Origin of the sequence: Nocardia sp. NBC_01730 (genome assembly GCF_035920445.1) — a bacterium.
Taxonomy (GTDB): Bacteria; Actinomycetota; Actinomycetes; order Mycobacteriales; family Mycobacteriaceae; genus Nocardia.
The window spans coordinates 6,148,151-6,161,315 of sequence record NZ_CP109162.1 but is presented as its reverse complement, the minus strand read 5'-3'; the positions used below and the strand labels follow the sequence as shown (position 1 = coordinate 6,161,315).

Below are 13,165 nucleotides of genomic sequence, written 5' to 3'. Positions count from 1 at the left end.
TTTGCAGGTGAAACGGGCACAGGACGTCGAAACCGCCGGGCAGGCGGTGTCGGCGGCGGTAGGGGTCGCGACCGAGAAGACGACACCGACCGGCGTGCTCGGCAGACCGCTGCACGCGCCGCCCCCGCGTCGACTCCCGCGAATCCGGTTCCACCGCACCGACCTTCTCGTCGCGACCGGCTATCTGGCGCTGGCGGCCACGGTGCTGTCGGGGCAGTGGCGCGATACGGACAGTGGGTACCTGATCAAGAGCGGTCAGGACCAGACGATGTGGGAATGGTTCTTCGCGGTCACCGCGCACACGGTAGCGACCCTGCGGAATCCGCTCGGCACCGACCTACAGAACTTCCCGGCCGGGGTGAACATGATGGCCAACACGGCCAGTTTCGGCGTCGGCGTTCCGCTGACCCCGATCACCCTGCTCTTCGGACCCACCGTCACATTCGTGCTCGTACTCACCCTCGGGCTGGCCGGGACCGCGTTCGCCTGGTATCAGCTGTTCTCGCGCGAGCTGGTCGACTCGCGGATGGCGGCCGGAATCGGTGGATTGTTCTGTGGTTTCGCCCCCGCGATGATCTCGCACGCCAGTGCGCACCCGAATTTCGTTGTGCTGGCGCTGCTTCCGATCATCGCCGGTCAGCTGATCCGGATGGCGCGGAGGGCAGTCACCGCGCATGACCTAGCCGTGCGCCAGCGAGGCTCGGTCATGAGCGGACCGGATCGGCCGCACAGGCGGGTCCGCGATGCCGTGGCGCTCGGGCTGCTCGTCGCACTGCAGATCGCGCTCGGCGAGGAGCCGCTGCTGATCTTCGCTCTAGCTTTCGGACTGTTCGCCCTCGTCTACTACTCGCACGCGCCGCGCATCGCCGGGCGCGTGTTGCGCGGGATCACCCCTACCGTCGCGCTCGCCGCGGTGATCACGATGATGCTCACCGAGATTCCCTTGTGGTGGCAGTTCTTCGGACCGCAGAGCTACCGGTCGATCGACCACGGCCCGATGGGCAACGACGTCGATGCGCTGGTGCAGTTCCCGTCCGAATCGCTGGGCGGCGTGTTCTCCCCAGGCCAGAACGTGGCGATCAATCCGACCGAGCAGAACGCGTACTTCGGGTGGCCCCTGCTGCTCCTGGTCGTCATCACGGTGGCGCTGCTGTGGCGCGACCGGGTGGTGCGGGCCGCGGGCGCGGTGATCGCCGTGTTCGGCGTGCTCTCGCTGGGCGCGGTCGCCACGATCGGCAAGAAATCCACCGGCATCGAGCTGCCGTGGCGCTGGGCGGAGCACGTGCCGCTGCTGAACACGGTGCTGGAGACCAGGCTGACGATGGCCGCGATCCCGGCCATCGCGGCGGTGCTCGCACTGGCCACCGAGCGGGCGGTGACGACATGGAAACAATCCGCGGTCGACTGGAAGCCGCTGGCCTGGTTCGGTGTCCTCGCGTGTGCGCTGCTGCCGCTGGCTCCCACCGTCCTGCCGGTGACCAACCGGGCGCCGACGCCGGAGTTCTTCGCGGACGGGACGGTACGGCGGTACGTCACGGACGGTTCGGTGGTGATGGTGCCGCCACCGCGACCGCCTGACGCGCGGGCGCTGCGCTGGCAGGCCGACGCCGACTTCGATTTCCCGCTCGCCGGAGGTTACTTCGTGGGGCCGACCGGCGCGACGAAGAAGGGAATCTACGGCCCGGATATCCGCCCGACGACCGCACTGCTGGTGGGAGCGCAGGACACCGGTGTGGTGCCGCCTATCGACGCCGACACCCGCTCGCTGGCGCTGGAAGACCTGCGGTTCTGGCAGGCCGACGTGCTGGTGCTTCCAACGACCACGAACGGCGATGTGCTGCGCGAAACCGTCACGCAGCTGCTCGGATTCGCGCCGACCCGGGTCGAGGATGTCTGGCTGTGGGACGTTCACCCGCTGCGGTAGTCGGGATCACAGGACGCGGTATATAGCATCAACCACCGTGCGACCGGACCGATCTCCTCGAGCGTTCACCCGTAACCGCCTGATCGCCCTCGTCTCCGGGTTTCTCGGATTCGTGCTGGCGCTGCTGACACCGCTGTTGCCGGTGCAGCAGGACAAGGCGACATTGGACTGGCCCCAGCCCGGCGCCGCGAGCGTCGAGGCGCCGCTGGTGTCCTACGAGCCACTGCGGCTGAGTGCGACGCTGCCCTGCGCGTTGGTCCGGGAGGCCGGGACATCGGGCACGCTGCTCTCCACGGTTCCGGTGGCGTCCGGCCAGGCGGCGACCAAGGGACTGGTGGTCTCGGTCGCCGAAGGGGTGCTGTCGGTGGTACTCCGAGACGTCCCGCTGCTATCGGCCCCGCTGACCGAGGTCGGCTCGTGTGCGACGCTCACCGTCGAGTCGAGCGCGGCCGCGACAACCGCGGAACTCACCGGGGTGTCCCGACGGGACGGCACGCCGTTCCGATCCACGGTCGGCCGGGACATCCGGCCGCAGGTGGTCGGCGTGTTCACCGACCTGGACGCCGCTCGTCTCGGCGGCGCACAGCTGCACGCGGACATCGACTCGCGCTTCTCCTCGACGCCGACAGCGCTGAAACTGGCCGCGATGATCGCGGCCGCGGTGTTCACGCTGATCGCACTGGTCGCACTGCACCTGCTCGATACCAGCGACGGTCGCAGGCCGCGGCGGTTTCTGCCCGCGCACTGGTGGCGGGTCACGGGCGCGGACGTCGTCGTGCTCGGCACGCTGGCGCTGTGGCACTTCATCGGGGCCAACACCTCCGATGACGGCTACATCCTGAACATGGCGCGCGCCTCCGGGCACGCGGGTTACATGGCGAACTACTACCGGTGGTTCGCGGTGCCCGAAGCGCCGTTCGGCTGGTCCTACGAGGTGCTGGCCTGGCTGACCAGGGTCTCCGACGCCAGCCCGTGGATGCGGCTCCCGACGCTGGCCGCAGGCATCGTCTGCTGGCTGGTGATCAGCAGGGAGGTGCTGCCGCGGCTCGGCGCCCGCGTCCGCCGGAACAAGGTGGCGCTGTGGACAGCCGGGCTGGTGTTCTTGGCGTTCTGGCTGCCCTACGACAACGGCCTACGCCCGGAGCCGCTGATCGCGGCCGGCGCGCTGCTCACCTGGTGCTCGATCGAGCGCGCCATCGCCACCGGGCGACTGCTGCCCGCCGCCGTCGCCGTGCTGATCGCCGCCTTCTCGCTCGCGGCGGGACCCACGGGCCTCATCTGCATCGCGGCGCTGATCGCGGGCTCGCGGCCGGTGCTGCTGATCATCATCAAGCGGGCGCGCGGCGCCGTCCCGGCGCGGACCGGCCCGGATGCCGACGCGGCCGCCGCCGGTTCCGCCGCCGCCGACGCCGCGGTGAACGCGGCAGCGGGCGCGCGGCAGCCGTCCTTCGCGACCACCGTCTTCCGGTTCGCGGCGTTGCTCGCACCGGGACTGGCCGCGGGAACGCTGGTCCTCGTGGTGATCTTCGCCGACCAGACCTTGTCGACGGTGCTGGAGGCGACAAGGGTGCGCACCATCGTGGGCCCGAACGTGGCGTGGTTCGACGAGCGCACCCGCTGGGACTCACTGCTGATGCTCTCGCCGGACGGCTCGCTGGCGCGGCGGTTCGGTGTGCTGGTCATGCTGCTGTGCCTGCTGGTGTGCGTACTGCAGGTGCTGCGAAAGGGACGGATTCCGGGGACCTCGCGCGGACCGTCGGTGCGCATTCTCGGCATCGTGTTCGGGTCTCTGTTCCTGATGATGTTCACGCCCACCAAATGGACCCACCACTTCGGCGTCTACGCCGGGCTTGCCGGTTCGCTCGCCGCGCTCACGGCGGTCGCGGTGGGCAGCACCGGCATCCGCTCACCGCGCAACCGCTCGCTGTTCGCGGCCGCGGTACTCTTCCTGCTCGCGGTGACCTTCACCGGCTCGAACGGCTGGTGGTACGTCTCCAGCTACGGTGTGCCGTGGTGGGACAAGGCTCCACTGATCGCGGGCAAGGGGCTGTCCACGCTGTTCCTCGGACTCAGCGGCGTCGCGTTGCTGGTGGCCGTCTGGCAGCACTACCGCGAGCCGTACCGGCGCGAGAACGTCTCGGCGCCACGGCGTTTCGATCGTTGGGCCTCGGCACCGCTGACCATTGCCGCTGCCCTGCTCGTGCTGTTCGAAGTCGCCTCGCTGACCAAGGCCGCGGCCACACAGTATCCCGCATACTCGATCACCAAGTCGAATCTGCAATCACTGCACGGTGATTCGTGCGCGATGGCGAACGAGGTGCTGGTGGAGACCGACACCGCGGACTCGCTGTTGCAGCCTTACACCGGCTCCGCAGCGGACGGACTGGCCGCCGAAAACAAAGGATTCACGCCGAACGGGGTCGCGGGTGACCTCACCGCCGACGCCGAGGAGACGGTCAGCGGCGGCGCGAACTCGGTGGACAAGGATTCGGAGAACAAGACCACCAAGACCACCGGCGCGGGTACCGGCGGCGGCACCACCACGCAGACGGGCATCAACGGCAGCACCGTGGCGCTGCCGTTCGGGCTCGACCCGGCCAAGACCCCGGTCCTCGGCAGCTATCAAGAGGGCGAGCAGCAGCAGGCCGGGTTGACCACGCAGTGGTACCGGCTCGACTTGACCGACAGCATGCGCTACGACCCCGCCTACCAGGTGCTGGCGATCACCGCGGCGGGCCGCATCCGGTCGGTCGACGCCGACGGCGTGCTCACGTACGGCCAGGAGCTGCATCTCGAATACGGCGTCCGCGGCTCGGACGGCGAGGTCCGCACGCTCGGATCGATCGACCCGCTGGACATCGGTCCCGCACCGTCCTGGCGCAACCTGCGGGTGCCGCTGGACCGGCTACCCGCCGAGGTGAACGCGGTGCGGCTGGTCGCGGTCGACAACGACATCACCCAGAAGCAGTGGCTGGCCGTCACACCGCCCAGGCTGCCCAAGCTGACCGCGCTGAATTCCATGGTCGGCTCGCAGGAGCCGGTGCTGCTGGACTGGCACGTCGGCCTGGCCTTCCCCTGCCAGCGTCCGTTCGACCACAAAAACGGCGTCGCCGAGATCCCCGGCTGGCGCATTCTTCCCGACCGAGTCGGCTCCGACGCCTCCAACGCCTGGCAGGACGACATCGGCGGCGGACCGCTCGGCTGGACCGGCCTGCTGCTGAAGTCGCAGACCGTACCCAGCTACCTCGACAACGACTGGGCGCGGGACTGGGGCTCGCTAGAGAAGTTCGCACCCTACGATCCGAACGCCAGACCCGCCACCGTCAACGTCACCGTCGAGACCCGCAACGGGCTGGCGACCGACGATCCGATCCGGGTCCGCTGACAAACAAGGCGGGGCGCACAGGAGGTGCGCCCCGCCTTCTCGGCCGTCGACAATGCACTCGACGCCCGCCTGTCAGCCGCGCACAGCACCCTCGGGCCAAACAACGTCAACGGGGACACCCCGCGTACGCGCAAGCTCGACAACCGTGCCGGTGCCACCTCTTTCGCCCGCGGCGCCGTCCCACACCGCGACCAGGCGATCACACGATGACAGCATGGCTTCGTTCGCCGCCTCATACGCTTCCCGGCCCGCGTCATCGAAGTCCATCACCCGCACGACAGCTGCTCGCGACTGAAGTTTGTCGAAGAGTTCGGCGTGGTCGGGCTTCACCTTGCGCTCACGGTAGTTCCGCGACGGCAGGACGACCTCGAGCTGGCCACCGACATCGAGCACAGCCTGCGCGAACACCGAGTCGGCGCCGCGGGCTATGCAACTCACGCCCACCAGGTCGGACCCGCCGTAGGTCGAGAGGATGCCGTCGCGTCGTCGGATCTGGCGCAGACCGAACTCGGATGGAAACCGGAGAAGCCGGAAATCATCGACATCGTGCGCGACGCCTGGCGATTCCACCGGCAACTGAACAACTCGATCCGAATCCGCTGACCAGCAAGGTGGGGCGCACGAACATGCGACCACCTCGCTGCTGCGGCCCGGTTGTCTATTCGTATTGCGATGTGGGCGATTCTTTGCATCCGACAGTTGTCTACCCTGGCTGTGCCAGAAGGGCCGGATCCGCTGCGGCTACCTCGAGAGCGGGGTCACCGAGACGGCGTCGTTGCGTAGTCCGGCACTGCGGCCCGCGCATGGAACAGCAACCATCCGATCGCCGCCAGCAGTGCCGCCAGACCGAGCAGGGTGTAGGAGTTGCCGGTCAGGAATTGGATGAGGGTCCAATGGGATTCGCGAAAATCGGTCTGCGGGACGAACCAGATCACGCCCTGGGGAATAAGCGGCAGGTCGGTGTCCCACGAGCCCACACGGTCGACCTGCATCGGCCAGGCGAAGGCCCACAACGAAAACGATGTGGGCACACCCGCCCGGATCGCCAGGGGCAGGTGGCGCATGGTGTGCCAGGCCCACATGAGCGCGGGGATCATCCATACCCAGTAGTGGGTCCACGAAATCGGCGAGCACAGCAGCGAAACCGCTGCGACGAGCAGGATGGCGAGCAGGTCGTCACCGCGCTGGTGTGCGACTCGGGCTGCGGCCAGCCCGCCCAGTCCCAACAGGCCGGCGGCCAGTAGCCAGAGGGTGTGGTTGTCCCAGGTGGTCCACTGCAGGCGACCGAGTACGCCGTTGATCGACTGGTTTTGCACATAGGCGAAGCCGACCCGATTCTGTTGGGCGACAACCGAGGTCCAGAACTGTGCCGCCTGCGGCGGCAGATACCAGAAGCCGATCGCTACGGTGACGGCGAAGGCACCGATCGCTACGCCTGCTGCCTTGAATTGGCGAGTGATCAGCAGGTAGACGATGAAGACCGCAGGAGTCAGCTTGATTCCGGTGGCGATTCCGATGAGTATTCCGCGATACGAACGGCGCTCGGGCAGCGCGAGGTCCACCAGTACTGCCGCCATCAGGATGACGCTGACCTGCCCGTATTGGAAGGTCTGCTGCACCGGCTCCAGCCACAAGCCGACGCTACCGACCGCGAGCGTGGCCGCAAGCATGCCGAGGCCACGCCGATACCGCAGCAGCGTCGCAGCGCACCACACGCTCGTGAACAACGAGAGCACACTCGCCACCGACATACCGGTCCCGATGTCATCGATCGAGAAGCGCGACAGCTCGGCGCAGATCCACGCCGCGAAGACGGGATACAGGAACGGCAGGTTCAACGGGCCGCCCGCGGTATAGAGCAGGTCCGGACGTACGGCCGCCGTGCGCCCGCCCCACATGTAGACCTGCAGATCGACCTGGTGCCAGTAGTAACCCCAGTTCGGTTGCAGATATAGCAACCAAGCACCGAACGAGACGGCGGCGAACACTACCGCCGCACCCAGCCACAACGCGGCATACGAAGACCTCGGCCGCTCAACGACAGGTGCAGCCAATCGATCTGTCGCGGGCGCGACAGCAATCATCAAGCTTTCCTTCATCAGTTGGTGCAAGAGCTCATAACGCCATCCGCAGCTGCGCCCCACTGACCACTTCGAACCACAACGGTCACAACATATGTCGGACACCACAGGCTGGCGCCGACGCTATCGGATACGAATAATGCATGCAACGCGGCACAGGGGCTAGCCGCAGAGAAGCCCGCCGGGATCGGGGAAGCCCCCGCAACGGATCCATGTTCGCATCGTGGGCGAGCAGACGCGCCTTGCCGAAGGCACATTGGCCGGCCTCACGGTCCGCGGCGCTACGCCGAACTCAACCGGACCATCGCGGGCGTGAGCCCGAAGATGCTGACGCAGACACTGCGCGCGCTCGAGCGCGACGGTCCGGTGGAGCGGCGAATCAGGTTCCGGTTCGCGCCGACTACGAACTCACCCCGCTCGGGCATAGGTTGCCACCGGTCATGAGCGCCGTCGAAACGTGGGCCGAGGAGCGGAGGGACGACGTTCCCGCGGCGCGGGCGCGCTATGACGGCGCCTTGCACCAAACCGGTTGTACGGTATGCAAAAGTGCTCCCACCTGTGGCGATGGATGCAGGACGAATCACTGAACGCGTCGTATTCTGAGCGCCATGACCACGGCATTCGATGATATGGATCTGCGCGATCTTGTCGGACTGCTCAACGAGGAGGAACAACGGGAGCTGCGGCCTGCGGTGCTGCGCATGCTCAACCGCCTCCCCTCGCAAGAGGTGCTCCGGCGCGAACTCGGTCTTCGACTGAAGGTCTGAGCGCCCGGTATCGCACCGGCAAAACAACGGCAGGGCCGCCGCGCAGGGTTGTTACCTGCGCGGCGGCCCTGTGTCCGGGGTATGGGCTCCCTACCCCGTCGTCAGCTCGCCGAAAGCGACGTCGATGGGGATCGGCACGTCCAGGGTCAGTCGACGAGTATGCAGGCACACAAGGTGATAGCGACCTTCGGAGAGCCGGTACTCTTCGATCTGCTCGATTCCGTCGCCTGCCTCGGTAAGAAACACGATGAGGTACACCGGGATACCGGCCGCCGCGTACGCTGCCTTCTTCTCCACCGTATCGGTGTGGTGCGAACTGTCAGGCGAGACGATCTCCACTACGAGCACGGTGTCATCGGCGTAGAGCTTCGCATCATCGTCCAGACAGCGGTACACGATGACATCCGGTCGACGGAGGCTGAGCGGAACGTCGCTGAGCCGGACGTCCATATCTGTCTCGACCATCAAATACAGCTCTGGTTTCCGCGCTGCTTCCATTCCCGCCGCCATGCGCCGCGCCACCCTATTGTGCAGCCGTGATGGGCTCTCGCACTTCACGATATGGCCGTCGACAACCTCGATAGTTCGGCAGAATTCGGCAGGCAACAATTCATAGTCCCGCGCGGTGATCTGATCCGGGATCCAGCGGTACCAGTCACTGGGTGCGCCGCTCGTCATGCCGTGAGCCTACCGGCCGGCTTGCACACCGCTGATCCGATCGGGATCAGGTAGGTGTCCGCACGACCGATTGCGGTGTGGGTGGTGTGGCGGATGGTCGCCGCGCAGATTGCTGTCTGCGCGGCGACCCTGCGTTCGGGGTGACCCGGAATGGGTCAGAACGCTCGCAGCACGCCCGGAGACCAAAGGCCGGACCTGGTGACCGTGCCGGTGTCCAGCCTGGCCGGGACCGCGTTGCGGTCGTACTGGTCGTAGCGCTCCAGCGAACCCCAGTCGCGCGCCCAGTTGTCCTTCAGGTAGGTCGGCACCGTGGTCGACTTCGCCAGCATCTGTGCGAAGCCGAGCGGGCCACCGAACTCCTCGGCCTGCCAGGTGTTGGTCGAGCTGATGGCCAGCGGGCGGTCCGGCAGGATGCGGTAATTCGGAACCTCGGCGACGCCATTCTGGTGGTCGAACGGCCGCTGGCACGGGAACTGCAGGCCGACCGCCCAGTCCAGCAGGATCGGCTGCTCGGAACCGAGAAGGGTGTTGAGCGATTGCAGCTTCGGCATGCGCGGCGGAGTGAATGCCAGCCACTGGTCACCGATCAGGATCGGGTCATTGGCGACGATGCGCACCGCGTCGGCGTCGGGCGCGATCTCGTCCAGCGGCACCCGAAGGTTACGCCAGGACGGGAACGGGCCGATGTCGCGCGGCAGGTAGGTGCCAAGCTTCTGCACACTACCGTCGGGCAAGTGCTTGCCGTAGTCGACGGTGAGCGACTGACCGTACTTCATCGCGCCGGTGTCGTCGAAGGAGAGAATGCGCCCCGCGGCCGAGATCACCACCAGCGGGTTGTCCGCTGAACGTGCGGGCAGCTGGTACCAGCTGGAGGTGACGTTCGCGGGCTGCTGCACGCCGTTCTGGTAGCTGCCGAGGATCGGCGTGGACGCCGGATCGAGACCGAAGGGCAGGGCGACGGTGCTGCCGTTCACGCCGCGCGCACCCTGACCGCCTCCGGTACCGGCACTCTGTCCCTCGGCGAACGCGGCGCCGACCGACTGGGTGGAGGTGTTGCCGGTGCCCGGCTTCACCTCGACGCTGTCGGCGGACAGATCGTTCGGCACGCCGTTCGGGTCGAAACCGACCGGATCGACACCCGCGAGCGGGTCGGCCGGATCGGTCGGCGGATGCGATGGATCGATGATCGGCTCCAGCCTTCCACCGTTCGGGTTCGATTCCACCAAGACGTCGTTGGCGAGCCCGCAGGTATTGCCGCCGAGCGCGTCGATGTTGGAGCGGGCCAGCGAGTACGCCGGATACTGCGAGACCGCACCCTTGACCAGCGAGAGCACCTCCAGCGCGACCATCAGCGCGGCCACAACGGTCAGCGGAATCGCGGCGAACTTGCGAATCCGCTTGCCGCTCGGCGACTTCGGTGACGGCTGCGGCTTGGTGTAGTCCTCGCGCAGTGTGTACCAGCCCACCAGCGCGAGCGCCACGCCGAACAGGACCAGCATCACGGTGTTCGACTGATAGCCGTGCAGCGAGATGCGCTTGTCGAACCACGGCACACCGAAGCTGGACACATACCAGTAGCCGTTGATACCGGAGAACGCGACCGCGAGCACGAACAGCAGCCCGGCTAGGAAGATCGCACGGTTCTTCCGCGCCCGCAGCGCGCTCGCCGAGACAGCGACCGCGGTGACCGCCGCCAGCGACCCCGCGATGCCCGCGTACGCGCCGAAGTGGTGGGTCCACTTGGTCGGGTTGAACATCATGAAGAAGATGGTTCCGAAGACCACGCCCATCAGCCGCCAGGTCGGCCCACTCGCGATGCCGGGGACCTGCCTGCGCCGCAGCAGCACCAGCATGGTGGTGAACAGGCACAGCAGCATCACCAGGAAGGCGAAACGGCGCGACAGCGAACCGTCGACGGTCTCCACGAACAGGTAGTAGTAGCGCAGGTAGTCCTCGTACCAGGCCAGGTTCGGCCCGGTCACCTGACGCACCCGGTTCGCCTCCTGGATGCCGGCGAAGGTCTGATCGCTGTAGACCACCGTGAGCACGAGGAAACCGGCCGCCGCGATCGGCGCGAGCAGCGGCAGCGTCGAGCCCCACCGCCCCACCCCGTCGGCGGCGAACCGCCGGTGCTTGCGCACCACGATGCGCACCAGCGGACGGATGCCCGCGAGCAACGCCGCCACACACATCAGACCCGTCGGCGCCGCCGCGAGGGTGAACGCCGCGACCAGCACCGCGATGGCGGCGGGCAGCAGGCGGCCGGTCGCGATGGCCCGCTCGATCGACACCCAGGTCAGCAGGGCGCCGAGCGCGACGATCGGCTCGGAGCGCAGACCGTTGTCGAACGGCAGCCAGAACGCCAGGAAGACCAGACCACCGGTCCACAGTGCGACCTTGCTGCTGCGCACACCGCGGCCGAGCCGAGGGACGACCTCGCGACTGATCACCATCCAGCACAGGATCGCGCAGGCCAGCGCGGGCAACCGCACCCACGGGCTGGCCGTGGAGATCTCCGAGAAGATCTGGATCACGTAGTAGTACCAGCCGAACGGCGCCTCCGGCACGCCGTACCAGCGGAAGTAGTTGGCCATGTACCCCGCATGCGGAGCGACGCGCACCATGCTGAGGATGTAGCCGTCGTCGGAAGTGTTCGCGCCAGCGAAATGCCACAGCACCAGCGTGCCGATCACCGCGCCGTCCGCCCAGGTCGGCTTCAGCCAGTTCACCGGAAGGAACCGGCGGTGCCCGCGCCCGTCACTGCCGTCGAGCCGAGCCAGCGCCGCCAACGCGACCAACGTGCACAGCACCGCCGCGATCAGCGCGATCAGCTTGATCGCGGTCGGGCCGGACGAGAAGCGGGTGTCCACCGTCATGTGGAACGCGAGCCCCTCGGGCGCCGCACCCTTGAGGTCGGAGAACACCCCGACCACCTGTGGACGCAGATCGCCGCCCAGCTGACCTTCCACCGGCGCCGTGACCGTCTCGGTCACCCCGGGCGCGGCACCCGCGACCGGTCGCTCGACCTGCCTGGTGAGCCCGTCGAACACCGCGTGCGTGCGGTCGCTGTCCGAGCTGATGGTCAGCGACGTGCACCCACCCATCCGCTCCCTGTCGGCCGACACGACCACCGCGTTGCGGTCGATCACGTCCACCGAGCTCTCCGACACCCGGACGAACATGGCCTCCAGCGCGGCCCGGTCGCCCTGCGGCGGCGCGGTGGCCAGCAGCATGCCGCCCCGCTCGGGCAACTGCGCGATCGTGCTGCACGGAATCGTCGCGTTCAGCTCGATCGGGACCTGCGACATCAGCGGCGCCTGCACGTTGCCGAGCGTCCCGCTCTGCGGCCAGTTCAGCACCGCGGTGGTCTGCGTGACCGGTAAGAACGGCGTCGCCAGCGCGAACAGCGCGCCGAGCACCCCGGCGACCACAGCGATTATTCGCGCGGTGCGGAAATCGTTCGGGGTAACCACCGGAACGGCGGGCGGCTTCGTCAGTACAGCGGTAGCGGCGTCGGGCACGGTTGGCAATGCTATCTGGCTCCCCCGCCTCTCCGGGTCTTTAGGCCGTACTAGTCGGGTGGCGCGGGATTTGTGTTCAGGTCCTACGTCGAGTGCCACTCGATTTCTGGGCGTACCCGGCAAGTTACCCATGTTCTTACGAAATCAGTTCTCTGTTTGGACGACACGCGCCGTCCCGACGGGATCAACCGCACTGAAAAGGGCCCAGATGACTAACCGGTTGTGGCGGGAATGGAAAGGTGGGGGTATGACCAAGGTGAATCTCTCGACGAATTACGGACCGATCGTCCTCGAACTGGACGACCAGAAGGCGCCGGGCACGGTGCGCAACTTCGTGGAATACGTGAACGCGGGCCACTACAACGGCACGGTCTTCCACCGCGTCATTCCCGGCTTCATGATTCAGGGCGGCGGCTTCGAGCCCGGCCTGCGCCAGAAGGGCACCAAGGCCCCGATCCAGAACGAGGCGAACAACGGCCTGAAGAACAGCAAGTACACCGTCGCGATGGCGCGCACCAACGACCCGCACTCCGCGACCGCGCAGTTCTTCATCAACGTCTCCGACAATGAGTTCCTCAACCACTCCGCCCCCACCCCGTCGGGCTGGGGCTACACCGTCTTCGGTGCGGTGACCGAGGGTACCGAGGTGGTCGACAAGATCGCCGCCGTGTCCACCTCCTCGGCGGGCATGCACCAGGACGTGCCGGTCGACGACGTCGTGATCGAATCCGCAAAAATCGGTTGATCTTCGTCGCACAGAACGCGAATCGGGCCGCGCCCCAACGGGGTGCGGCCCGATTCTGTTCTGT

General features: G+C 67.2%; 8 protein-coding genes and 1 pseudogene. 5 read left to right on the top strand and 4 right to left on the bottom strand.

Annotation, left to right across the window (positions count from 1 at the left end):
- The first annotated feature begins 94 nt into the window (after positions 1 to 94).
- Both OHB12_RS25765 and OHB12_RS25760 read left to right on the top strand, forming a co-directional pair.
- Positions 95 to 1,924 (top strand): glycosyl transferase, encoded by a 1,830-nt coding sequence (locus OHB12_RS25765; protein WP_442800138.1) that lies wholly within the window; start codon positions 95 to 97, stop codon positions 1,922 to 1,924.
- 37 nt (positions 1,925 to 1,961) lie between these two features.
- Entirely contained in the window at positions 1,962 to 5,309 is a 3,348-nt protein-coding gene (locus OHB12_RS25760; RefSeq protein ID WP_327111468.1) for an arabinosyltransferase domain-containing protein, read from the top strand.
- A gap of 72 nt (positions 5,310 to 5,381) precedes the next feature.
- Here OHB12_RS25760 and OHB12_RS25755 read toward each other — a convergent pair whose 3' ends face one another.
- The gene (locus tag OHB12_RS25755) at positions 5,382 to 5,879 is read right to left on the bottom strand and encodes a hypothetical protein (RefSeq protein WP_327111466.1); all 498 of its coding nucleotides are present in this window, start codon (positions 5,877 to 5,879) and stop codon (positions 5,382 to 5,384) included.
- Between the two features lie 188 nt (positions 5,880 to 6,067).
- Positions 6,068 to 7,393 carry a glycosyltransferase 87 family protein gene (locus OHB12_RS25750; RefSeq protein ID WP_327111464.1) on the bottom strand — a complete coding sequence of 442 codons (1,326 nt, stop codon included), beginning with the start codon at positions 7,391 to 7,393 and terminating at the stop codon, positions 6,068 to 6,070.
- A 108-nt stretch (positions 7,394 to 7,501) separates the two neighbouring features.
- Between OHB12_RS25750 and OHB12_RS25745 the strand changes: the two are divergent.
- Positions 7,502 to 7,977: pseudogene (locus tag OHB12_RS25745) on the top strand (winged helix-turn-helix transcriptional regulator).
- Positions 7,978 to 7,998: 21 nt separating this feature from the next.
- The gene (locus OHB12_RS25740) at positions 7,999 to 8,157 is read left to right on the top strand and encodes a hypothetical protein (protein ID WP_327111462.1); all 159 of its coding nucleotides are present in this window, start codon (positions 7,999 to 8,001) and stop codon (positions 8,155 to 8,157) included.
- 90 nt (positions 8,158 to 8,247) lie between these two features.
- Here OHB12_RS25740 and OHB12_RS25735 read toward each other — a convergent pair whose 3' ends face one another.
- Both OHB12_RS25735 and OHB12_RS25730 read right to left on the bottom strand, forming a co-directional pair.
- On the bottom strand, positions 8,248 to 8,835 hold the full coding sequence (locus OHB12_RS25735) for a Uma2 family endonuclease (RefSeq protein WP_327111460.1): 588 nt from the start codon (positions 8,833 to 8,835) through the stop codon (positions 8,248 to 8,250).
- A gap of 155 nt (positions 8,836 to 8,990) precedes the next feature.
- Positions 8,991 to 12,356, bottom strand: a complete 3,366-nt coding sequence (locus tag OHB12_RS25730; protein WP_442799846.1) for an arabinosyltransferase domain-containing protein — start codon at positions 12,354 to 12,356, stop codon at positions 8,991 to 8,993.
- Between the two features lie 247 nt (positions 12,357 to 12,603).
- Between OHB12_RS25730 and OHB12_RS25725 the strand changes: the two genes are divergently transcribed.
- Positions 12,604 to 13,101, top strand: coding sequence for a peptidylprolyl isomerase (locus OHB12_RS25725; RefSeq protein ID WP_327111458.1), 498 nt, complete (start codon positions 12,604 to 12,606; stop codon positions 13,099 to 13,101).
- The last annotated feature ends 64 nt before the right edge of the window (positions 13,102 to 13,165 follow it).

Coding starts and splice junctions, on each gene's coding strand:
- OHB12_RS25750 (WP_327111464.1), bottom strand. CDS start 7,393: ATGATTGCTGTCGCGCCCGCGACAGATCGATTGGCTGCACCTGTCGTT.
- OHB12_RS25740 (WP_327111462.1), top strand. CDS start 7,999: ATGACCACGGCATTCGATGATATGGATCTGCGCGATCTTGTCGGACTG.
- OHB12_RS25735 (WP_327111460.1), bottom strand. CDS start 8,835: ATGACGAGCGGCGCACCCAGTGACTGGTACCGCTGGATCCCGGATCAG.
- OHB12_RS25725 (WP_327111458.1), top strand. CDS start 12,604: ATGACCAAGGTGAATCTCTCGACGAATTACGGACCGATCGTCCTCGAA.